Origin of the sequence: Oxalobacter paraformigenes (assembly GCF_000158475.2) — a bacterium.
Lineage (GTDB): Bacteria > Pseudomonadota > Gammaproteobacteria > Burkholderiales > Burkholderiaceae_D > Oxalobacter > Oxalobacter paraformigenes.
In genome coordinates this window covers 41,925-65,566 of sequence record NZ_KI392030.1, presented here as the reverse complement: position 1 = coordinate 65,566, position 23,642 = coordinate 41,925, and the positions used below count along the sequence as shown (strand labels likewise).

22 protein-coding genes and 1 pseudogene are annotated in these 23,642 nt (G+C 46.3%); 11 read left to right on the top strand and 12 right to left on the bottom strand.

Going from position 1 to position 23,642, the window contains the following annotated elements; translation table 11 throughout:
* Nucleotides 1–50 precede the first annotated feature (50 nt).
* Together OFAG_RS00350 and OFAG_RS00345 are read left to right on the top strand one after the other, a co-directional pair.
* Nucleotides 51–287, top strand: coding sequence for a DUF6139 family protein (locus OFAG_RS00350; protein ID WP_020994658.1), 237 nt, complete (start codon nucleotides 51–53; stop codon nucleotides 285–287).
* A gap of 144 nt (nucleotides 288–431) precedes the next feature.
* A complete protein-coding gene (locus OFAG_RS00345; protein ID WP_005878450.1) occupies nucleotides 432–878 on the top strand; it encodes a host attachment protein in 447 nt (148 codons plus the stop codon).
* Nucleotides 879–935: 57 nt separating this feature from the next.
* Here OFAG_RS00345 and OFAG_RS00340 read toward each other — a convergent pair whose 3' ends face one another.
* Complete coding sequence (locus tag OFAG_RS00340) at nucleotides 936–1,220, bottom strand: hypothetical protein (protein WP_005878452.1); 285 nt, start codon at nucleotides 1,218–1,220, stop codon at nucleotides 936–938.
* A 174-nt stretch (nucleotides 1,221–1,394) separates the two neighbouring features.
* Nucleotides 1,395–3,215, bottom strand: coding sequence for an aminopeptidase P family protein (locus OFAG_RS00335; RefSeq protein WP_005878454.1), 1,821 nt, complete (start codon nucleotides 3,213–3,215; stop codon nucleotides 1,395–1,397).
* Between the two features lie 164 nt (nucleotides 3,216–3,379).
* On the opposite strand from OFAG_RS00335, the gene OFAG_RS00330 reads away from it, so the two are divergent.
* Complete coding sequence (locus OFAG_RS00330; RefSeq protein ID WP_005878456.1) at nucleotides 3,380–3,946, top strand: hypoxanthine-guanine phosphoribosyltransferase; 567 nt, start codon at nucleotides 3,380–3,382, stop codon at nucleotides 3,944–3,946.
* A gap of 43 nt (nucleotides 3,947–3,989) precedes the next feature.
* On the opposite strand, the gene OFAG_RS00325 is transcribed toward OFAG_RS00330, so the two are convergent.
* The 4 genes from OFAG_RS00325 to mnmG are packed head-to-tail and all read right to left on the bottom strand — an operon-like array spanning nucleotide 3,990 to nucleotide 8,326.
* The gene (locus tag OFAG_RS00325) at nucleotides 3,990–4,877 is read right to left on the bottom strand and encodes a ParB/RepB/Spo0J family partition protein (protein ID WP_005878458.1); all 888 of its coding nucleotides are present in this window, start codon (nucleotides 4,875–4,877) and stop codon (nucleotides 3,990–3,992) included.
* A gap of 31 nt (nucleotides 4,878–4,908) precedes the next feature.
* Nucleotides 4,909–5,682, bottom strand: a complete 774-nt coding sequence (locus OFAG_RS00320) for a ParA family protein (protein ID WP_005878461.1) — start codon at nucleotides 5,680–5,682, stop codon at nucleotides 4,909–4,911.
* Nucleotides 5,683–5,713: 31 nt separating this feature from the next.
* Nucleotides 5,714–6,400: a 16S rRNA (guanine(527)-N(7))-methyltransferase RsmG gene (gene rsmG / locus OFAG_RS00315; protein WP_020994657.1), complete on the bottom strand. Its 687-nt coding sequence runs from the start codon at nucleotides 6,398–6,400 to the stop codon at nucleotides 5,714–5,716.
* A 3-nt stretch (nucleotides 6,401–6,403) separates the two neighbouring features.
* Nucleotides 6,404–8,326, bottom strand: a complete 1,923-nt coding sequence (gene mnmG / locus OFAG_RS00310) for a tRNA uridine-5-carboxymethylaminomethyl(34) synthesis enzyme MnmG (protein ID WP_005878465.1) — start codon at nucleotides 8,324–8,326, stop codon at nucleotides 6,404–6,406.
* Between the two features lie 482 nt (nucleotides 8,327–8,808).
* On the opposite strand from mnmG, the pseudogene OFAG_RS00305 reads away from it, so the two are divergent.
* Nucleotides 8,809–10,083: pseudogene (locus OFAG_RS00305) on the top strand (malic enzyme-like NAD(P)-binding protein); the annotation flags it as partial.
* Between the two features lie 56 nt (nucleotides 10,084–10,139).
* Here the strand turns inward: OFAG_RS00305 and pyrC are convergent.
* The gene (gene pyrC / locus OFAG_RS00300) at nucleotides 10,140–11,186 is read right to left on the bottom strand and encodes a dihydroorotase (protein ID WP_020994656.1); all 1,047 of its coding nucleotides are present in this window, start codon (nucleotides 11,184–11,186) and stop codon (nucleotides 10,140–10,142) included.
* A 76-nt stretch (nucleotides 11,187–11,262) separates the two neighbouring features.
* Between pyrC and OFAG_RS00295 the strand changes: the two genes are divergently transcribed.
* On the top strand, nucleotides 11,263–11,802 hold the full coding sequence (locus tag OFAG_RS00295; protein WP_005878471.1) for a cob(I)yrinic acid a,c-diamide adenosyltransferase: 540 nt from the start codon (nucleotides 11,263–11,265) through the stop codon (nucleotides 11,800–11,802).
* Between the two features lie 4 nt (nucleotides 11,803–11,806).
* On the opposite strand, the gene folE2 is transcribed toward OFAG_RS00295, so the two are convergent.
* The 4 genes from folE2 to OFAG_RS00275 all read right to left on the bottom strand — a co-directional run bounded on the left by folE2 (nucleotide 11,807) and on the right by OFAG_RS00275 (nucleotide 15,740).
* The gene (gene folE2 / locus OFAG_RS00290) at nucleotides 11,807–12,616 is read right to left on the bottom strand and encodes a GTP cyclohydrolase FolE2 (protein ID WP_005878473.1); all 810 of its coding nucleotides are present in this window, start codon (nucleotides 12,614–12,616) and stop codon (nucleotides 11,807–11,809) included.
* Between the two features lie 142 nt (nucleotides 12,617–12,758).
* Nucleotides 12,759–14,606 (bottom strand): 1-deoxy-D-xylulose-5-phosphate synthase, encoded by a 1,848-nt coding sequence (dxs, locus tag OFAG_RS00285; RefSeq protein ID WP_005878475.1) that lies wholly within the window; start codon nucleotides 14,604–14,606, stop codon nucleotides 12,759–12,761.
* Nucleotides 14,606–15,493, bottom strand: a complete 888-nt coding sequence (locus tag OFAG_RS00280; RefSeq protein WP_020994654.1) for a polyprenyl synthetase family protein — start codon at nucleotides 15,491–15,493, stop codon at nucleotides 14,606–14,608. Before OFAG_RS00280 ends, dxs begins: the two co-directional genes overlap by 1 nt.
* Nucleotides 15,486–15,740 (bottom strand): exodeoxyribonuclease VII small subunit, encoded by a 255-nt coding sequence (locus OFAG_RS00275; protein ID WP_005878479.1) that lies wholly within the window; start codon nucleotides 15,738–15,740, stop codon nucleotides 15,486–15,488. Before OFAG_RS00275 ends, OFAG_RS00280 begins: the two co-directional genes overlap by 8 nt.
* Before the next feature lie 249 nt (nucleotides 15,741–15,989).
* Between OFAG_RS00275 and OFAG_RS00270 the strand changes: the two genes are divergently transcribed.
* Nucleotides 15,990–16,931: a DMT family transporter gene (locus OFAG_RS00270; RefSeq protein ID WP_020994653.1), complete on the top strand. Its 942-nt coding sequence runs from the start codon at nucleotides 15,990–15,992 to the stop codon at nucleotides 16,929–16,931.
* Between the two features lie 5 nt (nucleotides 16,932–16,936).
* Here the strand turns inward: OFAG_RS00270 and polA are convergent, their stop codons facing one another.
* Nucleotides 16,937–19,678, bottom strand: a complete 2,742-nt coding sequence (polA, locus tag OFAG_RS00265; RefSeq protein ID WP_005878483.1) for a DNA polymerase I — start codon at nucleotides 19,676–19,678, stop codon at nucleotides 16,937–16,939.
* Here polA and OFAG_RS00260 point away from each other — a divergent pair, their 5' ends adjacent.
* The 5 genes from OFAG_RS00260 (at nucleotide 19,679) to argB (ending at nucleotide 23,627) form a co-directional block, all read left to right on the top strand.
* On the top strand, nucleotides 19,679–20,416 hold the full coding sequence (locus OFAG_RS00260; protein WP_005878485.1) for an LOG family protein: 738 nt from the start codon (nucleotides 19,679–19,681) through the stop codon (nucleotides 20,414–20,416). It begins immediately after the preceding gene.
* Between the two features lie 54 nt (nucleotides 20,417–20,470).
* Nucleotides 20,471–20,884: a hypothetical protein gene (locus OFAG_RS00255; RefSeq protein ID WP_005878487.1), complete on the top strand. Its 414-nt coding sequence runs from the start codon at nucleotides 20,471–20,473 to the stop codon at nucleotides 20,882–20,884.
* A 44-nt stretch (nucleotides 20,885–20,928) separates the two neighbouring features.
* A complete protein-coding gene (locus OFAG_RS00250) occupies nucleotides 20,929–21,888 on the top strand; it encodes a homoserine kinase (protein WP_005878489.1) in 960 nt (319 codons plus the stop codon).
* Nucleotides 21,885–22,649 carry a BPSS1780 family membrane protein gene (locus OFAG_RS00245; RefSeq protein ID WP_005878491.1) on the top strand — a complete coding sequence of 255 codons (765 nt, stop codon included), beginning with the start codon at nucleotides 21,885–21,887 and terminating at the stop codon, nucleotides 22,647–22,649. Before OFAG_RS00250 ends, OFAG_RS00245 begins: the two co-directional genes overlap by 4 nt.
* Nucleotides 22,650–22,745: 96 nt before the next feature.
* On the top strand, nucleotides 22,746–23,627 hold the full coding sequence (argB, locus tag OFAG_RS00240; RefSeq protein ID WP_005878493.1) for an acetylglutamate kinase: 882 nt from the start codon (nucleotides 22,746–22,748) through the stop codon (nucleotides 23,625–23,627).
* Nucleotides 23,628–23,642 lie beyond the last annotated feature (15 nt).

Here is a 23,642-nt window from a genome sequence, read left to right as displayed (position 1 = left end):
TTCAAAAAAGAAAACGGTTTAAACACCCTCTACCTCATGGAGACCTGCATATGCGAGTAGACATATTCAAAAGAGAAGAACAAGCTGGGGAATTTTCTTATCTTCTCGTTCCCGAAGGAAAAAACATTCCAGGCGAAGCGACAAACGTCGACTGGACACTGGAAGCGCGGGGAATCGATATCGATCCGGATGAAAAGAACCTGAACGTTCTGCGTATCGCTTATCCCGGCGAACAAATCCGGTCCAAAGGCTACGCCATCAGCAATTTGCCCGAGCTACCGGATTGAACATTCAATGGGCGAAGATTCATACAGGGTTCCGCCTTCCTTGAAAACCGTCAAGCCGGCACGATGCAATTTGGATTTCAATAGACGTTTTCATTATCGGACGCACGCCTTGGAATAAAGGTAAACATTAAAGGAAATTTCAGCATGCAAACAAGTTGGGTTATTGTAACGGACAGTACACGCGCACGAATTTTTGAAAAGAAAAGCGCCAATCAACCTCTTCATGAATTTGAAGATCTGTACCATCCTGCGGCTCATGAAAACCAGAACGATCTTGAACATCATACCCGGGGAAGTTTTCACGATGTCGGAACTCTTCACAGCCACACAAACGATCCATCCGTCAGCCCGCTTTCACACCAGAACGATTTGTTCGCAAAATCCATCGCTCTTTACCTGGAAAAAGGCAGAAAAGAAGCCAAATACCATCGTTTGTTCCTGATTTCATCGCCGCATTTTCTTGGCGTCTTGAGAAACAAGCTCGGAAAGGAAGTGAATCGTCTGATTCAAAATGAGTGGGCTCAGGAATTGTCAGACCTGTCTGCCGATGAAGTGGAAGAATTTCTGAAAGAAAAAATCGTGTGGCACTAAATACAATTCAACAAAAAAGGCGTATTTAACAGAAATACGCCTTTTCCGGCACAACAATCAATAATTGTTCATTCTTTTTTGGGCTTCGTAAGACCAGACACATTTTGCCCGATTCATGTCATTGATATCGAAAATCAATGTCGTTCCTGCCGGACAATCCCGGTCTGTCAATTCTGCCGTTATCTTGCTTGCCGGTACTTCCTCTACAATCAATGAAGAAGAATTCACTACCGTGACATTGTTAGGCGGATTGACCGCCGTACCGATGGAATAAACCTGTGCCGAGGCTATTCCTGACACTCCCAAAGCTGCCATCAACATGGCAAAACGTATTTTTTTCATAAAGATACCCCGATAAATGATGATTGTTCAGATTTTCCCACCATTATTGACTCACTTTTGTAAGACGCAGAAAGATCTGACTAGTTTCATTTCCGCTTATCTTTTTTCCTCAACATGCGATTAATCAAGCGGCTGGGGCCATTAAACAAAATGCCGGAACCCTTCACAAGCCATTCAGACAGGCTCTGTACGCTTTATAAGCCAGTCCTTGACATCGTCCGCTACCAGAGGCATCAGAGAATACCTGACCTTCTCATGATAACGATTTAACCAGGAGATTTCATTTTCCGTCAGCAACGATCTGTCAATGCACCGTGTATCGATAGGACATTGGGTCAATGTTTCAAAGCAAAGAAATTCCCCGAATTCCGTATCCGGTACAAATTGATTGACAACCAGATTTTCCAGACGGACACCCCACTTTCCAACCCGGTAAAGTCCGGGTTCAACAGACGTGACCATACCTTCTTCCATGACCGTTTGCGGCTCCGGTTTTGCGTGACAGGAAATGCCCTGCGGGCCTTCATGTACATTCAGAAAATAGCCTACCCCATGACCGGTTCCATGACCGTAATCGAATCCGCAAGCCCATAAAGGCTTCCGGGCAATGCAGTCCAGCATCGGAGCTGGCAAAGAACGCGGAAAACTTGTCTCCGAGAGTGCAATCAATCCTTTCAGAACAACGGTGAAATCCCTTTTCTGCTCCCGATCAGGAGAACCGACGGGAATGACCCGGGTCATGTCGGTTGTTCCTCCCAGATATTGCCCGCCTGTATCAATCAGAAGCAAACCATTCCCATGAATAATGGAAAACTCCGTTTCAGTTGCCTGATAATGAGGCAGAGCGCCATTTGCATTGAATCCGGCAATAGTTCCAAAGCTGGGCGACACATAGTCAGGACGGCAAGACCGGAACGTCTCGATTTTCTCCACTACGGTCAGCTCGGTAATCGGAACATCGTTTCCCTCAGCAAGGGTCTTGTCGAACCAGGCCTGAAACTCGCAAAAAGCGGCTCCATCCTGCCGCATGGTCTGGCGGATATGTTCGATTTCCCGGGGCGCCTTTTTCGATTTCAGCAGTACTGTCGGGTTGATCGCTTCAATTCTGTCCACCCCTTTACCGACCATTTCATTCAATGCAAAAGTCGTTCTGCGTGGATCAAGCAGTAACGCTGTCTCAGGGGGCAGGCCCTGCAATATGCCCGATACGGCTTCGTAAGGTTTTATCTCTATTCCTTCATCTGCCAAGACCCTGCTCAAATGATCAGGCAGCTTCGCTGAATCGATCATCAACAATACCGTCTCATGCCCAATCAGCAAATACGAGATGAACACGGGATTGAACTCAATATCCGATCCTCTCAAATTCAAAGACCAGGCAATATCGTCCAACGTCGTTACCAAGAACCAGTCGGCTCCTGCATTTTTCATTTCAGCGCGAATCAAACCCAACTTTTCCTGTCGTGACAGGGCAACAAACCGGGGAGGATGTTCAAATACAGCCTCATCCGGAATACGGGGCCTGTTTTTCCACACGGATGAAACCGGATCGACATCCATTTTGAAAACCAGCCCTTTTTTTTCCAGTTCTTTCTTCAACTGGCGCCCCTGATTCAGCGAGATCAGATTGCCGTCGATCCCTACTGTACTCCCTGCAGGAAAGTTTTCCGCTATCCAGCCAACATAAGGAAGAGTGCTGCCTCCGCCAATTTTGCGCATGATAATGCCACTTCCTGTCAGCTGCTGCGCAGCCTGTGACCAGTACCGGCTGTCTACCCAGAGCGAAGCCTGGTTTTTTCCAACAACAAGCGTCCCGGCAGAGCCCGTGAAACCGGAAAACCATTCTCGGCTGCGCCAGTGCTCCGGCAGATATTCCGACAGATGTGGATCGGAAGTAGGAATAATCAGTACATCAATTGACAGGTTTTGCATTGCCTTTCGCAAGGCCTGTAAACGATGATGAATTTCATCACTCTGCTGCATCCCGTCGTTCATAGTATTTTTCCTGACAAATTGAAGAAAAATCTCATTCTAACCAATTTGCAACCGGACATTTTTAAACTCTCTCCTAATTTCGCTTCCCAATTGTCAAAATCGCGATTTCTGCCTTATAGTCCGTATTATCATTACTCTTTGCAGGGCAATCGATCGGATAAATCATGACAGAACCAACCAATGAAAAAGCCCGGGAAATTCTGCGAAATTCCAAACAGATATACTCGCCTGAACAAGTCCAGCAAACTATCCTGGAAATGGCATCCCGCCTAAACCGCGATTTCGGTTCATCTGACCAGACTCCTCCTCTTCTTCTGAGTGTTATGGGAGGCGCCGTCATTTTCACAGGTCAATTATTACCCCAGCTGAATTTTCCACTGGAATTCGATTTCATTCATGTTTCCCGTTATGGAAATGAAGAATACGGCGGAGAGATCATCTGGAAAGTCATTCCGAGACAAAATGTCATAAACCGGGTAGTCATTGTACTGGACGATATCCTGGACGAGGGACAAACCCTGTTGCATGTACGCGAAAAACTGCTCGATATGGGAGCGGCAAAAGTCGTTCTTGCCGTATTTGCAGAAAAAAACACCGGAGCGACAAAACCCGTCAAAGCCGATTATGTCGGACTTGCCGTTCCAAGTCAGTTTGTCATCGGCTTTGGCATGGATATGCACGGTTTCTGGCGAAATCTTCCAGACATCCGACTAGTCACGAAACAATCATAACAAAATTTCACTTAATAAAATGTTATCATTTTACTAATAACATTCAGGATGCAGGTCTGATTTTCTGGATCAGACCATCCAGCACGTCGAGATCGGCAAAGTCTATGACAAGCTGCCCCTTTCCTTTGGAACCCAATTTGAAACTGACTTTAGTGGCAAGCAAATCGGAAAGTTCTTCTTCCAACTGAACAAGATCGGCCGATTTTTCTTTCATGATTCTTTTAAGGGAATTCGGATTATTCAACTCCCGCGCGACCAGTTTTTCAGCTTCCCGAACCGACATTCTTTTCGCCACCACTTGCGTGGCCAGACTTATTTGTTTTGCGCCGTCTACAGCCAGCAAAGCGCGTGCATGTCCCATATCAATATCACCAGCTATCAACATGGTTTGAACGGGACGCGTCAGATTCAAAAGGCGCAGCAAATTCGTTACCGCACTTCTGGAACGCCCAACAGCAGAAGCCGCTTGCTCGTGAGTGAAATTGAAATCGCTTATCAAACGATGAATACCCTGTGCCTCTTCAAGCGGATTCAAATCTTCCCGCTGCATGTTCTCGATCAGAGCCATGGCAGCAGCCGTCTGGTCGTCCACATCTTTTATGACAACAGGCATTTCTCTTAATCCTGCAATCTGGGCGGCACGAAAACGGCGCTCTCCGGCAATGATTTCATAAATCCTCTCACCGTTTCTGTCTTCCGCCGGCCTAACCAGAATAGGCTGCATAACTCCCTGTTCTCTGATAGATTGAGCCAGTTCATTCAATGCACCTTCATCCATACGCGTACGGGGCTGATATTTGCCAGCTTGCAAACGGGACATAGACAAAGTCGAAACCTGAGAAGAACCTGAGGAAAAATCCGGGGCGGTTCCCAACAATACTTCCAGTCCTCTTCCCAATCCTTTTTTCTTTTTTGTAGTCGCTTCACTCATTATGATTGCCTGTATTGTTGTAGACCCTTAATTAATGATTGACTTTCAGCCACTCCAGCATTTCCTGGGCAAAATTCAAATAAGCCTGTGCACCTCTGGATGAAGGATCAAAGTCGATCCCAGGCAATCCATACGAGGGAGCTTCCGCCAGCCTGACATTGCGGGGAATAATCGTCTTGAAGACCCTGTCGCCAAAATGTTTTTCCAACTGATCGGAAACGTGCTGCGACAAAGTTGCCCTTTTGTCGAACATTACCCTCAAAAGACCAATAATTCTCAGATTCCGGTTCAGGTTGGCATGAACATGCTTGACAGTGTTGACCAGATCCGACAATCCTTCCAGCGCATAGTATTCGCATTGCATGGGAATGATGACACCATCTGCTGAACAGAAAGCATTCAATGTTAAAAGCGATAGAGCCGGTGGACAATCAACAAGAATAAAATCATACCGGTTTCTGACCGAATCCAGCGCTTCTTTCAATCGTTTTTCACGACGTTCGATATCAACCATTTCGACCTCGGCACCAGCCAACTCGCGATTGGCCGGCAAAATATCGTAGTAGTCTGTCGAAGCTCGTTGAAGAACAGATTCAACATCAGACAATCCGAGAAGCACTTCATAGATAGAAGCGTCAAGTGCCGTTTTCTGGATGCCGCTTCCCATTGTCGCATTTCCCTGAGGATCGAGATCAACCAAAAGAATTTTCTGTTTCAGCCTTGCAAGGCCTGCCGCCAGATTGACTGTAGTGGTGGTTTTACCAACTCCACCTTTTTGATTGGCAATGCAAAATATGGTGGCCATGAGGGGTTTTCTTTATAAAATGGTTTTGTTATCAATTATTTGCATCCGGCGAACCGGTTGGCTTTTTTGCCATGACAATCAAATGACGCTGCGCTTCCAGGCAAGGTACTTTTAAGGGCTCGATCTTGCTGACTTTCCATCCTGGATCAAGATTACTGATTTCCTCTTCAGGAATCAATCCTTTCATGGCATAAAATCTGCCGTTCTCATCCAGCAAATGTCCGGAAAGACTCACAAAGTCGGACAAACTCGAGAAAGCTCTGGAAACAATAACATCGAATTTCTTATCAACAAACAGTTCTTCTACTCTTCCGGTACAAACCGTAACGTTTTTCAGTGCCAGTTCAATTTTCACCTGATTCATGAAAGCGGTTTTTTTGTGTACGATATCGATAAGCGTCACTTTCAATTCAGGATAAGCAATTGCCAGTATCAGACCGGGAAGCCCCCCACCGGAACCTACATCAAGAAGATTTTTGCACTCTAAAAGAAAAGGTACAATCGAAAGTGAATCCATCAAATGATGAGTCAGCATTGCGCGCCAATCCCGAATCGCTGTTAAATTGTATATGGCATTCCACTTGCTTAATAAAACCAGATAAGTGGAAAGTTTGTTTAACTGATTGTCGCCTAGGGAAATCCCCAATTCCCGCGCTCCCTTTTCCAGCAGAAAACGGATTTCTTTTTCGTCAGGCAAATTATTGTTATTTTTTGGCATCGATCAGTTAACTTCCGCTTCAGCAAAATCAATCAGACCCTGTTTCTTCAAATAAATCAGGAGTAACGAAATCGCGGCCGGTGTTACTCCTGAAATCCGCGATGCCTGTCCCAAGGTTTCGGGTTTTTGTTTATCAAGCTTCTGCCTGACTTCAAACGACAGGGCGTTAACCTCCGAATAGTTCATATTCTCCGGCAATCGGAGATTTTCATAGTATTGCTGTCTTTTAACTTCGCGTAACTGTCTTTCAATATAACCGGCATACTTGATTTGTATTTCAACCTGTTCCTTTTCCGAACCATCCAGTTCTTCATCAGTTTTCCAGTTACCGTTTTCAACAGAGATCATACTCATCAATCCATCATAAGTGACATCCGGGCGCCTGAGCAGATCGGCAAGTGAATATTCCCGCTCTATTCCTTTTCCGATCACCCTTTCCGCTTCCTTTACCGATAACATCGAAGGATGAACCCATGTGGATTTCATTCGTTCTATTTCACGGGCAATCTTTTCTTTCTTTCTTTGAAAGTTTTCCCATTGTTCTTTACTGACACAGCCTATTTTATAGCCCAGTTCAGTCAAACGCATATCTGCATTGTCTTCACGCAGACTCAAGCGGTATTCAGCTCTACTGGTAAACATACGATAAGGTTCATTGACACCTTGCGTAATCAAATCATCGATCATCACCCCCAGATAGGCTTCATTTCTTTTCGGAACCCATGGCTCGTCACCGGTCACATAACGGGCTGCGTTGATTCCTGCCAGTAATCCCTGCGCGGCAGCTTCCTCATAACCTGTTGTTCCATTTATCTGCCCTGCGAAAAACAAACCGCTTATTTGTCGGGTTTCTAATGACGACTTCAAACATCGTGGATCATAGAAATCGTACTCGATTGCATAACCGGGCCTCAAAATATGTGCTTTTTCAAGCCCTGGAATCGAATGTACAAGTTCTATTTGGGTATCAAACGGCAAACTTGTTGAAATACCATTTGGATAATACTCATGTGTCTTCAATCCTTCAGGCTCAAGAAATATCTGATGGGAATTTTTATCTGAAAAACGATGAATCTTGTCTTCAATTGACGGGCAATAACGTGGACCAACTCCCTCGATCACTCCAGTAAACAAGGGACTCCTGTCCAAACCGGAGCGAATAATGTCATGAGTTCCGGAATTGGTATGGGTAATCCAGCATGGCAATTGTTCCGGATGCATGGAAACATTACCTCTCAACGAAAACACAGGAATCGGGTCAAAATCGCCCCACTGTTCTTTCATTACTGAAAAATCAATTGTCCTGCCATCTATTCTGGGAGGTGTCCCGGTTTTAAGACGACCCTGAGGCAATTCAAGCTCTTTAAGAAATTTTGCCAAAGCGATAGCCGGAACATCACCGGAACGACCTCCGGAATAAGAGTTTAAACCGACAAAGATTTTTCCATCCAGAAACGTTCCGGCTGTCAATACAACAGCGGAAGAACGAAATTCAACTCCTCCCTCTGTCCTGACTCCAGCTACTTTCCCCTGTTCCACAATCAGATCATCAACCTGTTGCTGGAACAAAAAAAGATTCTCCTGATTTTCGAGCTCATAACGGATAGCTTGCCGGTATATCACCCGATCAATCTGTACACGAGTAGCCCTGACAGCAGGCCCTTTCGACGAATTCAATACCCTGAATTGGATGCCTGCCTTATCAGCCGCCAAAGCCATTACCCCGCCCAAAGCATCCACTTCCCTTACCAGATGACTTTTCCCGATACCTCCTATAGAGGGATTACATGAAAGTTGTCCGAGCGTTTCAAAATTATGAGTAATCAACAAAGTATTTCTACCCATTCTTGCCGAAACCAGCGCAGCTTCAGTTCCTGCATGACCACCGCCCACAACAATGACATCAAAATTGATTGAATAAAGCATAAATTCTTTAGCCGTTCAGAAAAACTGAAAGCAGTAAAAATGTTTCACGTGGAACACAAAGTTCTTAAAAAGAACAGGCAAGTATTTTAGTTCGAATTTGACAATCATCTGAATTTTAGATGAACTAATTACAGTAAATGATCCAAAATCCAACAAAAAGTCATTACAATATGTGGATATTTCTGTTGATAAGCTGTGAATTCAATGGGCAGAACATGTTTCAGCCAGAACCCCAAAAAAATATACAAAACCTGTACGTAACTTATCCAAGCAGTTTATTTTTTGTAACATATTGATTCTAAATAAATTATAATACTTATGCACAAATATTTTTTTACTTATCATTCCTATATATATATTTGAATAAACAGATAAAAAAACAACTCACCGCCATCCAGCAAACACCTCGACTTACCGGTTACATCTGCTAGAATGGCATATCTGTAAATAACCCAGCCTTAATATTGAAGAAGACAGAAGAAATGAATTCTCAAGACCAAAAAAAAGAGCTTCTGAAAAAGAATGCTCTCGCCTTTCACCGTTTTCCCATTCCCGGAAAAATCAGCGTTGAACCTACCAAACAGGTCAGGGATCAGAACGAACTGGCTCTTGCCTATACACCAGGTGTAGCCTGTGCATGTGAAGAAATACATGCCAATCCGAAAGATGCTTATACCTACACGACAAAGGGAAATCTGGTAGCCGTCATTTCCAACGGGACTGCTGTCCTGGGATTGGGCAATATCGGCGCACAGGCTTCCAAACCGGTGATGGAAGGTAAAGGCGTCCTGTTCAAAAAATTCGCAGGCATTAACGTATTCGACCTGGAAATCGACGAATTGGATCCAGACAAGCTCTGCGATATTATTGCTTCACTGGAACCGACGTTTGGCGGTATCAATCTTGAAGATATTCGCGCTCCCGAATGTTTTTATATCGAAAGAAAATTGCGGGAAAAAATGAACATTCCCGTTTTTCATGATGATCAGCATGGCACGGCAATTATCGTAGGAGCTGCCATTCTGAATGCCCTGAAAGTCGTCGGAAAGAAAATCGAAGATTGCAAGCTGGTCGTTTCAGGAGCCGGAGCCGGAGCTCTCGGTTGTCTGGAATTACTTGTTGATTTGGGATTTCCGCTCAAAAATATCTGGGTTACCGATATCAAGGGAGTTGTCTATAAAGGCCGTAAAGAATTAATGGATCCTGACAAGGAAATCTATGCACAGGATACCTCTGCACGTACTTTGATGGATGTAATTCCTGATGCCGATGTATTCCTCGGATTATCGGCAGGCAATGTGTTGAAACCGGAAATGGTTCTCAAAATGGCTGATCGTCCGATTATTATGGCGTTGGCTAACCCGATTCCTGAAATTTTGCCTGAAGTGGTTCATGCAACCCGACAGGATGCCGTTGTTGCCACCGGAAGATCCGATTACCCCAATCAGGTCAACAATTCACTCTGTTTCCCTTATATTTTCAGAGGCGCGCTGGATTGTCGTGCCAAGACAATCAACCGTGAGATGGAACTGGCTGCTCTGCGGGCTATTGCCGGTTTGGCAGAACAGAAAGTACCGGCCGAGCTGGAAGCGATGTATGGCAAGAAATTCGAATTCGGACCTGAGTACCTGATTCCGATGCAGTTCGATCCGCGTTTGTTGTGGACGGTGGCACCTGCTGTCGCCCAGGCCGCAATGGATTCCGGAGTTGCCCAGGAGCCTATTGCCGACATGGATGCTTATCGCGCAAAATTACAAAATTCCGCAAAATAATGAGTGGAAGATAAAAAAACCGCGCTTTAAGCGCGGTTTTTTTATCCCAGTTTCCACTGAAGAAATTCGCCTGCCATGAGGGGGACGACTTTGTTCTCACCAAAAGGCAATTCTTCTGGTATCTGCCATTTTTCCTTTATCAAGGTGACTTTATTTCTGTTGACTGAAAGGTTGTAGAATTTTGGTCCGTTGATACTCGTGAACCATTCCAGTTTATCCAGTTCACCGATTTCTTCAAAAGCCTGTACGTACAATTCCAGCGCGTGTGAAGCAGTGTAACATCCTGCACATCCGCATGTGCTTTCCTTTGTATGACGTGCATGAGGTGCGGAATCCGTGCCTGCAAAAAAGCGGGTATTCTTGTGAGAAACGGCTTTCAGAAGCGCCTGTCTGTTTTCCTCGCGCTTTAAAACGGGAAGACAGTAATAATGCGGTCTGATTCCTCCGACAAAAAGGCTGTTACGGTTAAAAAGCAGATGATGAGGCGTAACGGTTGCGCCGATGTATCCCTCGGCTGTAGCGACATACTGTGCGGCTGTTTTGGTTGTGATGTGTTCAAAGACAATCTTGAGATCGGGAAGTTTTTTGCGAAGCGGTACAAGAACTTTGTCGATGAAGACAGCTTCTCTGTCAAATATATCAACGTCAGGATCCGTTACTTCCCCGTGCATCAAAAGAGGAATCCCCTGTTTTTGCATTTCTTCCAGAGTTTCGATACAGTTATCCAGTGAGGTCACGCCCGCATCGGAATTGGTGGTTGCACCCGCCGGGTAAAGTTTTACGCCATGTACTATCCCGCTTTCTTTGGCCCGCCTGATTTCTGCCGGTCGGGTATTGTCGGTCAAATACAAGGTCATCAATGGTTCAAATTCTGCATTTTCCGGCAAAGAGTCAAGAATTCGCTGACGGTATTGGGCAGCCTGTTCCGTTGTCGTGATGGGAGGGCGTAAATTGGGCATGATGATTGCCCGTTTAAACTGTTTGGCGGCTTGCGGGACAGTGGAATTCAAGACATCTCCATCTCTCAAGTGCAGATGCCAGTCGTCAGGCTGAACAATCGTCAGGATTCGGGTTTCTTGTGGCAACATGGTAGGAATCTCTTTTTGAAACTTTTATTTTATTTTATTTAACGATTCTATTCAGGGTTTTTTACAGGATTTTCATATGGAAAATCGCATATCAAAAGTAGTGACCAGAACAGGTGACTCAGGGAAAACAGGGCTTGCCGACGGAAGTCGCATCTGGAAAGACAGCCTGCGTATAAACGCTCTCGGGGATATTGATGAATTGAATTCTGCAATAGGTCTGGTTGTCTCCGATGGAGTGTCTGATGAAATCGATGCAGAGTTATTATCGATTCAAAATGAATTGTTCAATGTAGGCAGCGAGCTGGCCTCACCCGGAAAAAAACTGATCGGAAAAAAACAGATTGAACACATTGAGGATCAAATCCGTTTGTACAATGACAAATTGCCGCCGTTAAGGGAATTTGTATTGCCGGGTGGTTCCAGAGGCGCTGCATTGCTTCATGGAACAAGAAGCGTATGCCGGCGTGCAGAACGAAGTATTGTAGCGCTAGCCAGAGTAGAAGATATTTCACCTGCTCTGGTACAGTATCTGAACAGGCTTTCCGATCTTTTTTTTGTTTATGCGCGACAGGCAAACAAATTGGCGAACCGCTCGGATATTTTCTGGAAAAAATAAGGTTTTATCGGATTCGTTTATCGAATTCGATACAAGCATAGGCGGAATGATTGTGAATGGATTCGAAATTTTCTGCCTCAAGCGTGTAAGCCACTATGCGTTCGTCAGTGTTTAGCATGCAGGCGACGTCCCGAACCAAATCTTCGACGAATTTGGGATTATCGTAGGCGTGCTCTGTGACGTACTTTTCGTCAGGACGTTTCAAAAGACCAAACAATTCGCAAGAAGCCTCCGCTTCAATTTTCGTGATAAGTTCCTCGACAGGAAGGTCTTCTTTCAAAATTGCCTTGACAGTAATGTGGGATCGCTGATTATGCGCGCCATAGGCGGAAATTTCTTTTGAACACGGGCAGAGACTGGTAACCGGAACGAGTACTGTCTGGGAAATTTCAATGTGGTCTTTGTTCATTTCGCCGATGAAACCAACTTCATAATCCATCAGGCTTTTCACGCCTGAAACAGGCGCAGCTTTCGTCATGAAGAATGGAAACGACAGTTCGATACTTCCCGATTCCGCGTCAAGCAATTTCAGCATGTCCCGGATCAGTTGACCGAAAACGCCGATATTTAGCGGGGCCGAATCCGAACCGGTAAATTCTTCCAATAAAGCGATAAAGCGGGACATATGTGTCCCTTTTTTCTGATCGGGCAAACGTACATACATGTTCCACGTGCCGACAGAAGACTGGATCCCGTTTTTTGTCTGAATCCGCAGCGGATGGCGCACTCCTTTGACACCGACTTTTTGTATGGCAATGTGTCTGGTATCCAGTGTACTTTGAACATCCGGAATGGAATGGAGATCAGAATTCATTTTAGTGGCTGATGAACTGGTTATGGTCGTGCGGATGTTTGAACAATCTTCCCAGTTGCATTCAAAAGAGTGAGAATCTCGGAAATTCATTATTAAACCTTAAAAACTGCAGCGTTGGGGAAGATCACTGTAAGCGATTGAATCAATTGCCCAACTTTCCAAAGCGTTTTCGAATTGATGTAATGATGCCATCTTTATCGAGATTATGCATGGCCAGTAACTGATTCACGTCGCCGTGATCGATAAATTTGTCGGGTAATCCCAGCAAAAGAACCGGATTCGCCATTTTTTCCGCTGCAAGCGTTTCCATGACTGCGGAACCGGCACCCCCTGAAATCGTTCCTTCCTCAACAGTCACCAGAAATGGGTGAGTCTGTGCTATTTCAAGAACAAGCGCTTTATCCAAGGGTTTGACGAAACGCATATTGATGACGGTGGCATTCAATTCTTCTCCGGCAGATAGGCTGGAGGCCACCATAGTTCCAAATGCCAGGATAGCGATATTTTGTCCCCGTCTCAAAACTTCTCCCTTTCCGATCGGCAGGGGAGACAATTCTTGGTGAACCGCTTTTCCTACGCCCGCGCCACGTGGATAACGTACTGAAGCGGGGCCATTATACAAGAAAGCGGTTGTCAACATCTGGCGTGCCTCATTTTCATCGCTGGGTGCCATGATAACCATATTCGGAATACATCTCAAATAAGCCATATCGTAATTGCCGGCATGGGTAGCGCCATCGGCACCGACCAGTCCCGCACGGTCCAGTGCGAATGTGACATCCAGATTTTGAAGAGCGACGTCGTGAATCAGCTGATCGTATGCTCTCTGCAGAAAGGTCGAGTATATGGCAACAACCGGTTTCAAGCCTTCGCAAGCCAGTCCGGCAGCGAAAGTAACAGCATGTTGTTCCGCAATACCTACATCGAAAAAGCGGTCTGGATAGGTTTTTGCGAACCGGACCATTCCCGATCCTTCCCGCATGGCAGGCGTAATACCGACCAGTTTTTGATTTACTGCGGCTGTATCGCAAAGCCAGTTTCCGAAGATTTCCGCATAGGTAGGTTTGGAAACTGGAGCAGGTTTTATCCCTTCTTCCGGACTGAATTTACCCAAACCGTGATACAGAACGGGATCCGCTTCCGCCAGTTTATAGCCGTGTCCTTTTTTGGTAACAATATGCAGAAACTGGGGTCCCTTTCTTTCTTTCAGATTTTGCAGCGTCGGAATAAGCGATTCCAGATCATGACCATCAATTGGACCGACGTAGTTGAATCCAAATTCCTCGAATAAGGTTGCCGGGGCGATCAGACCCTTTGCATGTTCTTCAAACCGTTTGGCGATTTCAAGCATAGGGCCTCGTAATACCGTTTTTCCGACATTTTTTGCCGTGGCATAAAATTTTCCGGACATCAGTCGTGCAAAGTAACTGTTTAGGGCGCCAACTGCCGGAGAGATGGACATATCGTTATCGTTCAATATGACAAGAAGATTGATATCGTTGTACATACCGACATTATTCATGGCCTCAAAGGCCATTCCACCCGTAATGGCACCATCTCCTATGACGGCAATGGAAGTATAGTTTTCGTTTTTCAGTCTGGCTGCCAGCGCCATGCCGAGCGCGGCGGAAATGGAAGTTGACGAGTGAGCTGTTCCAAAAGCATCGTATTGGCTTTCGTCCCGTTTCGGAAAACCGGAAATGCCGTTCAATTGCCGGAGCGTTTTCATCTGGTTTCTTCTGCCGGTCAGAATTTTGTGGGCATAGCTTTGATGCCCCACATCCCAGATCAGGCGGTCAGTCGGTGTGTCAAAGACGTAATGCAGAGCGATAGCCAGTTCTACGGTTCCCAGATTGGAAGAAAGATGACCGCCCGTCTTCGAAACGGATTGAATAATGTACTCACGCAGTTCAACCGCGAGTTCCTGCAGTTCAGAACATGGCAGTTTGCGAAGATCGGCCGGGCTGTTTATGGAATTCAGCAATTTCATTATTTTTTTCGGTAGACGACCAGATCGGCAAGTTCATGTAAATAGACAGCTTTTTTGCCAAAGGCTTCAATTGCCTCATGGGCTTGGCAGCGTAATTTTTCAGCCAGTTTTTCTGCATTTTCAAGGCCAAGCAATGAAACATACGTCGGTTTATGGTCACTGGCGTCTTTTCCGGCCGTTTTTCCCAGTATTGCTGTATCGGCAGTAACATCTAAAATGTCGTCCACGACCTGAAATGCCAATCCGATTGCTTTTGCGTAAGCGTCAAGTGCCGTGATTTCTTCTGGATCGGGTCGTTTTGCGGAAAAAGCGCCAAGCATAACCGATGCTTTCAAAAGTGCCCCGGTTTTGAGACGATGCATTTGTTCCAGCTGGTCAATTGAGAGGTTTTTCCCTACACTGTCCAGGTCAATAGCCTGACCTCCGCACATTCCCAGCGAACCGGATGCTTCGGACAGGATACGTAATCTTTCCGCAACCAGCTTGGCGTCATCATCTATTTTCGACAAGACAATAAAAGCCTGTGCTTGCAGAGCGTCTCCAGCCAGCAAGGCCATCGCCTCTCCAAACTGAACATGAAGCGTTGGCTTTCCACGCCTTAAAACATCATTATCCATGCACGGCATGTCGTCATGGATGAGGGAATAGGCATGAATCATTTCAACAGCGGATGCGGTTTGAGTCATAACGGCAACGGGTGCTCCGAATAAAGCTCCCGTTGCAAATACCAGCAAGGGACGAATCCGCTTTCCCCCATCCAGAACCGCATAACGCATGGCTTGATGCAATGGTTCCGGAAATTGCTTTTCAGAGGGCAACAAATCGGACAAGGATTTTTCTATGGCCGATTGTACCGATTGCAACCATGCATTGAAATTTTCACTCATCGTCAGCTCCATTTCGGCTGTCCGGTGAAAAAGGTTTCAACAATTCTCCATCAAGTATCTGTACCTGTTTTTCGACCTTGTCCAATTGTGCTGTACAAAATCGGATTAACTCGACTCCTCTTTTGTAGGCATCGATTGACAGTTCCAGCGAAAGCTCTCCCGCTTCCAGTTTGGCTACCAGTTCTCCCAACTCGGCCATCGCCTCTTCAAAAGAAACTGGACCTTTATTGAAATTATCATTAGACATAAGGAATAAACATCCGCAGGTTTATCGAAAATAAGGTGTAAAATCCAATAAAAATAAGACTTTATTATTTTGATTTGAACCGATTATTATACGCCATGAGCAGTTTGGCCATGATTTTTTAAGTGTCCATGGCAATGCACTTTTCCTTTCGAGGGAAACAGGCTGTTTAGCAATCCGTTTTTCGAAGATTGCTTTTCGATGTTATCGATGGGAACTTTTTGTTATTTAACACGGTTTTACAGGTTTTAAATGCAATCGCTCTGGATGCTTTTCGCGACGTTTTTGTTTTCCCTGATGGGAGTTTGCGTAAAGCTGGTGTCCGACGACTATTCCACGCCGGAAATTGTTATGTACCGAAGTCTGATCGGCGCTCTCTTTCTGGGATGTCTGGTGTACATAAGGGGCGGATCTTTCAAAACATCTTATCCTTTGCAGCATTTGTGGCGCGGTGTTGTGGGAGCCACGGCATTCGGTCTCTGGTTTTTTTCATTTCGGGGATTGCCGCTGGCGACAGCGATGACCTTGAATTACATGTCTCCCATCTGGATAGCCGGTATATTGTTTGGAATCGGCTTGTATCGTGGAAAAGTCCGGTTTGAATGGAAACTGGCCTGTGCCATTATTGCCAGTTTCGTTGGTGTCGTTTTATTGCTTCAGCCTACCATTCATGCTGATCAGTGGCAGTCAGGTGTAGTGGCTCTGGTCTCAGGCGTATTGGCCGCGCTGGCTTATCTTCAGGTCAGGCATTTGGGGAATCTGGGAGAGCCGGAATATCGTGTCGTGTTTTATTTCTGCCTGATTGGTACGGTCGGTGGCGCTTTGATTTCCTTGATATGCGCCCAATTACCGGGAAGTGACGGTATCGCATTTCACAGCCACAGCATTAAAGGGCTTGTATTACTGACACTGATCGGCGTTTTTGCCGCTGTCGGCCAAATGGCCATGACACGCGCCTATCATTTGGGAAAAACGCTGGTTACCGCCAATTTGCAATACTCGGGTATCGTTTTTTCCAGTGTATGGGGAATTCTGATCTGGGAAGATTTTCTGGGATGGATAGGCTGGCTCGGTGTTGCCGTTATTATGGGCAGCGGCATTTCCACAACTTTTTTCGATGTCCGCCATAAAATGGCCGTTACCCTGCAGACGTACGAAAAAGCGAAAAAAAGTCTGGCTCAAAAAACAGGCTGACCATCTCAATGGGCTTCTTCCCAGTTTTTGCCGAATCCGACATCGGCTATTAACGGAACTTTCAGACTGGCAACCTGACCCATCAATTCCGGCAGTCTCTTTCGGACCCGTTCCAATTCCTTGTCAGGGACTTCCAGAACCAGCTCATCGTGAACTTGCATGATCAGTTTCGATTCGAGTTGTTCGTTTTCAATCCAGTCGTTTACGGCAATCATGGATAATTTGATGATATCCGCTGCCGTTCCCTGCATCGGGGCATTGATGGCTGCCCTTTCTGCTGCCTGACGGCGGGGACCGTTGGGCGAATTGATTTCGGGCAGCCAAAGTCTTCTGCCGAAAACGGTTTCGACGTAACCTTGTTCCCTGGCGGTTTGACGAATAGCGTCCATGTATTCTGCGACGCCCGGATAACGCCGGAAATAGCGATCGATATAGTTCTTGGCATCAGTCCGGCTGATACCAAGATTGGAAGCCACCCCGAAAGCACTCATGCCGTAAATCAGTCCGAAATTGATCACTTTGGCGTAACGCCGTTGTTCCGGCGTCACTTCCAGTGGAGCAATGTCGAATATTTCCGATGCGGTAGCCTTGTGTACATCCTGACCCTCGCGGAAGGCTTTGAGCAGACCGGGATCGTCCGACAAGTGTGCCATGATTCTCAATTCAATCTGGGAATAGTCGGCTGAAACGATATAACATCCGGCTGGTGCGATAAACGCTTCGCGGATTCTTCGGCCTTCTTCCGTTTTGACAGGAATGTTTTGAAGATTGGGATCGTTCGATGCCAGACGCCCTGTTACCGCGACAGCCTGTGCATAATTGGTATGCACGCGTCCGGTTTCAGGATTGATCATTCTGGGCAGTTTGTCGGTATAAGTCGATTTGAGTTTCGCCATACCCCGGAAATCCAGAATAATTTTAGGCAAAGGATAATCCAGCGCCAGTTTTTCAAGAACTTCTTCACTGGTCGAGGGCGCTCCGGATGGTGTTTTTTTCACGAGAGGAAGGCCTAATTTGTCGAAAAGGATTTCGGCAAGCTGTTTTGGTGAATTCAGGTTGAAAGACTGTTCTGCAACGGAGTACGCTTTTTTCTCAAGTTCGTCTATTTTAAGCGCGAGTTCGGAAGACTGTCCCAGCAACAGGTCCGGATCGATCAATACGCCATTGCGTTCCATTTTCTGCAATACAAGCGAAACCGGTATTTCAATTTTTTCATAAATGAAACGCAAGCCCTCATTTTTTTCGATGCGCGGCCACATGTTTTCGTGCAGTTGGAAGGTAATGTCGGCGTCTTCAGCCGCATATCGGGTGGCACAGTCCAGTTCAATCTGATCGAATCCGATTTGTGAGGCACCCTTGCCGCAGATTTCCTCGTAACTGATCGGTTTGTAATCCAGCAACCGTTCGGACAGGCTATCCATATCGTGCCGTCTGTGCGATTCCAGCACATAAGATTCCAGCAAAGTATCGTGTGCGATGCCTTGAAGATGAATATGATAATTGGCAAAAATATGGCTGTCGTACTTCAGATTCTGGCCGACTTTCTTTTTAGCCGGATTTTCAAGCCAGCTCTTCAATTTTTTCAGAACGTGATCTAAAGGCAACTGTTTGGCCACTTCAATAGGATGATGGGCGAGCGGGATGTAAGCGGCAAAGCCCGGTTTGACAGAAAGCGAAATGCCGACAAGTCTGGCTGTCATGGAATCCAGCGAAGTCGTTTCGGTATCCAGCGAAGTAAGCGGAGCCTGGTCAATCAGATTGAGCCATTTTTCAAACTGTTCTTCGGTCAGTACGGTTTCGTATTCCTGTTTTGCCACAAATTTTTCCGGTTTTGTACCGGGTTCTCCAAACAAATCAATCTGACCTTTTGTCTCTTTTTCCTGATGTCTGGCGTTCAGTTCTCTCAACCAGTTTTTGAAGCCATAACGTTCGTAGGCTTTTCGCAGACCGGAAACATCTTCAGAATTTTTGACCAGTGTTTCTTCAATGGATTTGAATTGGCCGCTTAAATCGCAATCCGTCCGGATGGTAATCAGTTGACGGGCTTGCGGAAGCCATTCAAGCGATTCGCGCAAATTGTCCCCGACCGTTCCCTTGATATTTACTGCGTTTTCGATAATGGCATCCAGTGAGCCATACTGGGTCAGCCATTTAACGGCGGTTTTGGGGCCGACTTTATTGACTCCCGGAATGTTGTCCGATGTGTCGCCCACCAAAGAAAGATAATCGACGATCCGGTCGGGCGGAACGCCGAATTTTCGCATGACGCCTTCTTCATCCATGATTTCGTTATTCATGGTATTGACCAGTGTGACACAATCCCTGACCAGTTGGGACATGTCCTTGTCGCCAGTAGAAACAACAGTATCGAATCCTTTCCTTTTCGCGATACTGACAAGCGTGCCAATGACATCATCTGCTTCGATACCTTCTATGGACAGAATCGGCCAGCCGAGCATTTTGACCAGTTCGTGAATGGGACCTGTCTGCCTGGCCAGATCGTCAGGCATGGCGGATCGGTTTGCCTTGTATTCCTGATAGAGATCATTACGAAAGGTTTTGCCTTTTGCGTCGAATATACAGGCAACGTAGGCTGTGGGATAATCTTTTTCCAAACGGTGCAGCATGTTCAAAAAACCATAAATGGCTCCGGTTGGTTCGCCTTCAGCGTTGCGCAGATCCGGAAGGGCATGATATGCGCGATAAAGATAACTGGATCCGTCAACTAATAGCAAAAGTCTGTTCATATGGAAGAAAACGCAAAAAACGTGCAGAAATTGCACGAAATAACCGACGTCAATTATGCAACGATTCTGAAAGCGCGTGAATCATGGAGCATGTTCTCCATTATGTCAGAATTTATTGAGTCGACTGAACGTCTCTCCGAAATAAATCCGGCTGTCACAATTTTCGGTTCTGCCCGGGTTCATCCGGACAATCCTTATTATATCCAGTGTATGGAATTGTCCAGACGCTTGTCCGACGCCGGTTTTGCCGTTATTTCCGGAGGTGGGCCCGGCATCATGGCCGCCGCCAACCGCGGAGCCTATGAAGGGAAATCCCTTTCCGTCGGCCTGAACATCGAGTTGCCGGAAGAACAGGCGCCTAACCGCTGGCAAAATGTTTCCCTGAATTTCCGGCACTTTTTTGCCAGAAAAGTGGCTTTTGCCAAATATGCCGATGCTTTTGTCTTGTTTCCCGGAGGGTTTGGTACTCTGGACGAAATGAGTGAGGTCCTTACGTTGATCCAGACCGGTAAATCCCGACGGATTCCTGTTATTCTGGTGGGGAGCAAATTCTGGAAGGGTTTTATTGACTGGATGTACGAGTCATTGTTGGCGGAAGGAATGCTGAATCGGGAAGATATCGAATTAATGCAGATAATCGACGAAACCGACAAAGTGCTGGAAGCGATTTTTTCATTCTATGAAAAGCGTTCCACCGGTCCATCCGAAGAAGAAAGACAGAAAATGCTTTACCTGTAATCCTGATCCGTTTGTTACAATAGCTTATCCATTCACTTTATTGACGCCACCACCATGCAATCATTTTTTCATTTCAGAAAAACCATAGCCTTAGCTGCTCTGGCGGTTACGTCTGTGGCTGTGGGACAGGATGTGCAGCAGTCGCCTCAGGTTCAGGAACTTGAGATTATCGATGAAGTCGATCAGCCTGCCATTACCATACGCAAGCCTGACATGACCGGTGAAATTACGGAAAAACGCCAGGGTGGGATTGTCGAAGAAATCAAAGTAAAAAGCGGCCCCAGTACGTATTATCTCTTCCCGAATGGACCGAATGGCGTTCCCGGATCTTTTGAAAGTTCAGAAGTCAGGCCAGCATTGTGGAGAGTGCACGAGTTCGATATCGGCGAATCCAAACAGGATGGCAAGAAAGAAGAAACGGCTGAACCGTTAAACGCGCCTGCTTTGCCGCCCCCGTCAATGAAATAACTTTTGCAGCCACCTTTCTGAAATTATAAGCGTTCTCAAATCTCATGGCAGTTTTTACACCGGTCAGCTTGCAGGATCTGACTCCCTGGATTTCCTCTTTTTCTCTAGGCTCTGTAAAGGATATTAAAGGAATCAGTTCGGGTATCGAAAACAGCAATTTTTTTGTTACGACTGAAAAAGGGGAATATGTCCTGACTCTTTTTGAGAAACTGACATTTGATGAATTGCCTTTTTATCTGAACCTGATGCAGCATCTGGCCCGGAAAGGCATCAAGGTCCCTGCCCCGATTCCTGACAAGACTGGAAATATCCTTCATTCACTGTGTGGAAAACCTGCCTGTCTGGTGACCAAGCTGGAAGGAGACTGGCAGCCTCAACCGGAACCGGTCCATTGTGCCGAAGTCGGCGATATGATGGCGAAAATGCATCTGGCAGGAAAGGATTATCCCTTTGAACAGCCGAACCTCCGGGGAATTGAGTGGTGGAAACAAACCGTTCCGCTGGTACTGGCCTATTTGCCTGTCGAGGCCTCGCTCATGCTTCAGAACGAGATGCGCTTTCAGGAAGAATTTGCTGCAACAAGACTTTACTGGAAACTGTTTCGGGGCCCTATTCATGCCGATCTGTTTCGTAACAATGTCATGTTTACCGGTAACAGACTGTCCGGTTTTTTCGACTTTTATTTTGCCGGTTGCGATACATGGCTTTTTGATGTCGCTGTCGCGCTTAATGACTGGTGTGTTGATCTGGAGTCGGGAGAGCTGGATCAAATTCGTGTGAGAGCTTTTCTGGACGCTTACCATGCCGTGCGTCCGTTTACCCTGGATGAATGCGCTGCATGGAATGCCATTTTAAGAGGGGCGGCATTGCGCTTCTGGATATCGCGTCTTTACGATTACTACCTTCCGCGCGATGCCGAAATGCTGATTCCGCATGATCCCGGGCATTTTGAACGTATATTGCGTTTGCGCATTGCACAACCTGCACCTGAGCTGTTTTTATGAATTCTCTTACCGCACGTAGTGGATGGAACTGGATTGTGACAGGCTTAGGTCTTTTCAGAAAGAGGCCATTTTTTCTGACCAATCTGTTTTTCGCTTATTTGATCAGTTTGGTGCTTTTGAGCCTGATTCCTGTTATCGGGCAGATTTTGCCGGTGCTGATGGCTCCCGTTTTCACGCTTTTGTTTATGCAGGCATGTTATACGATCGATATCGATCAACAGTCGTCTTTTCGCGATCTTTTCAGTGTACTGAACCGAACGGTCATGTTCAGACTCATCATGGCAGGAGCTTGTTATTTGCTTTTTGCCTTGCTTGCAACCGGATTGGCTTTTCTGGTCGACGGAGGCAGCCTTTTCGTTCTCATCAGTCAGGGAGCGAAGGAAGAATTCACTTCTTCCCAACTGGGCAGGATGTTCCTTGCCTTGGGACTGGTTTTCATTGTTTATGTTCCCTTTGCGATGGCGATGTGGTTTGCCGCGCCCCTGATCGGCTGGAAAGACATGAGTTTGGGAAAAGCGCTTTTCTACAGTTTTTTCTCTATTGTCAGAGCGTATAAACCTTTTCTTGTATACGTTATTTGCTGGATCGGGCTTGGTTTCCTGCTGCCGTATGCGGTGGGAGGCGTTCTCGGAATGGCATTCGGGCAGTCAGTAGCCACTTTTGTGATTTTCATTTTGTCCATCATGCTTTCTGTCTGGATGTACTGTTCTTTTTATCCCACTTATCGGGACATTTTTGAGCGTCCAGATTCAAGCCAGTGAACTTTTTCCTTTATTAAACGGTAGAATTCAACAGTTTATTCTGTTTTTCTCCATAACTTTTCTTTGCCATCACTTTAACAGGCGTGAGGTAATCCAATGAGTGATCTCGAACCGAAAATAAAGGCGGAAATTCTTGCCGAAGCTTTGCCTTATATCCGTAAGTTTCACGGAAAAACTATTGTCATCAAATATGGCGGCAATGCCATGACAGAAGAGAGACTGAAGCATGGTTTTGCGCGTGATGTGGTTTTGTTGAAACTGGTGGGCATGAATCCGGTCGTGGTTCACGGCGGAGGTCCTCAAATCGATAATGCCCTGCGAAAAGTCGGCAAGAGCGGCACTTTCGTTCAGGGGATGCGGATTACGGATGAGGAAACCATGGAAGTGGTCGAATGGGTGCTCGGAGGCGAAGTCCAACAGGACATCGTCATGCTCATCAATCAGTATGGCGGGCAGGCTGTTGGACTGACGGGGAAAGATGGGGGCCTTATCCATGCTGAAAAAATGCAGATGCCGAATAAGGACAAGCCGGGCGAATTCATCGATCTGGGATACGTGGGCAAGATCACCTCGATTAATCCTGCTGTCGTCAAGGCCTTGCAGGACGACGCTTTCATTCCCGTGATTTCCCCTATTGGCTTCAGTGACGACGGTCAGGCCTATAATATCAATGCCGATGTCGTTGCCGGAGAAATTGCCCAGATTCTGGGAGCTGAAAAGCTGATCATGATGACCAACACGCCAGGCGTGCTGGACAAACAGGAAAAGCTGTTAACCGACCTGACGGCTCATGAAATAGAGAAGTTGTTTGCTGATGGTACGATTTCCGGCGGCATGCTGCCGAAGATCGGTTCCGCGCTTGATGCAGCCAAGTCTGGCGTCAATTCCGTTCATATTATCGATGGCCGGATCGAACATTCCCTTCTTCTGGAAATTCTGACAGAGCAGCCTTTCGGCACATTGATTCGCTCCCATTAATGACGCTGAATAAAA

Excerpts from the sequence above, each read along its gene's own strand:
- rsmG (WP_020994657.1), bottom strand. The coding sequence starts at position 6,400 with ATGCCAAAAAATAACAATAATTTGCCTGACGAAAAAGAAATCCGTTTT.
- OFAG_RS00250 (WP_005878489.1), top strand. The coding sequence starts at position 20,929 with ATGGCAGTTTTTACACCGGTCAGCTTGCAGGATCTGACTCCCTGGATT.
- OFAG_RS00335 (WP_005878454.1), bottom strand. The coding sequence starts at position 3,215 with ATGAACGACGGGATGCAGCAGAGTGATGAAATTCATCATCGTTTACAG.
- pyrC (WP_020994656.1), bottom strand. The coding sequence starts at position 11,186 with ATGTTGCCACAAGAAACCCGAATCCTGACGATTGTTCAGCCTGACGAC.
- OFAG_RS00345 (WP_005878450.1), top strand. The coding sequence starts at position 432 with ATGCAAACAAGTTGGGTTATTGTAACGGACAGTACACGCGCACGAATT.
- OFAG_RS00350 (WP_020994658.1), top strand. The coding sequence starts at position 51 with ATGCGAGTAGACATATTCAAAAGAGAAGAACAAGCTGGGGAATTTTCT.
- OFAG_RS00295 (WP_005878471.1), top strand. The coding sequence starts at position 11,263 with ATGGAAAATCGCATATCAAAAGTAGTGACCAGAACAGGTGACTCAGGG.
- OFAG_RS00260 (WP_005878485.1), top strand. The coding sequence starts at position 19,679 with ATGGAAGAAAACGCAAAAAACGTGCAGAAATTGCACGAAATAACCGAC.
- argB (WP_005878493.1), top strand. The coding sequence starts at position 22,746 with ATGAGTGATCTCGAACCGAAAATAAAGGCGGAAATTCTTGCCGAAGCT.
- OFAG_RS00330 (WP_005878456.1), top strand. The coding sequence starts at position 3,380 with ATGACAGAACCAACCAATGAAAAAGCCCGGGAAATTCTGCGAAATTCC.
- OFAG_RS00275 (WP_005878479.1), bottom strand. The coding sequence starts at position 15,740 with ATGTCTAATGATAATTTCAATAAAGGTCCAGTTTCTTTTGAAGAGGCG.
- OFAG_RS00255 (WP_005878487.1), top strand. The coding sequence starts at position 20,471 with ATGCAATCATTTTTTCATTTCAGAAAAACCATAGCCTTAGCTGCTCTG.
- OFAG_RS00325 (WP_005878458.1), bottom strand. The coding sequence starts at position 4,877 with ATGAGTGAAGCGACTACAAAAAAGAAAAAAGGATTGGGAAGAGGACTG.
- mnmG (WP_005878465.1), bottom strand. The coding sequence starts at position 8,326 with ATGCTTTATTCAATCAATTTTGATGTCATTGTTGTGGGCGGTGGTCAT.
- OFAG_RS00280 (WP_020994654.1), bottom strand. The coding sequence starts at position 15,493 with ATGAGTGAAAATTTCAATGCATGGTTGCAATCGGTACAATCGGCCATA.
- polA (WP_005878483.1), bottom strand. The coding sequence starts at position 19,678 with ATGAACAGACTTTTGCTATTAGTTGACGGATCCAGTTATCTTTATCGC.
- OFAG_RS00340 (WP_005878452.1), bottom strand. The coding sequence starts at position 1,220 with ATGAAAAAAATACGTTTTGCCATGTTGATGGCAGCTTTGGGAGTGTCA.
- dxs (WP_005878475.1), bottom strand. The coding sequence starts at position 14,606 with ATGAAATTGCTGAATTCCATAAACAGCCCGGCCGATCTTCGCAAACTG.
- OFAG_RS00245 (WP_005878491.1), top strand. The coding sequence starts at position 21,885 with ATGAATTCTCTTACCGCACGTAGTGGATGGAACTGGATTGTGACAGGC.
- OFAG_RS00320 (WP_005878461.1), bottom strand. The coding sequence starts at position 5,682 with ATGGCCACCATATTTTGCATTGCCAATCAAAAAGGTGGAGTTGGTAAA.
- folE2 (WP_005878473.1), bottom strand. The coding sequence starts at position 12,616 with ATGAATTCTGATCTCCATTCCATTCCGGATGTTCAAAGTACACTGGAT.
- OFAG_RS00270 (WP_020994653.1), top strand. The coding sequence starts at position 15,990 with ATGCAATCGCTCTGGATGCTTTTCGCGACGTTTTTGTTTTCCCTGATG.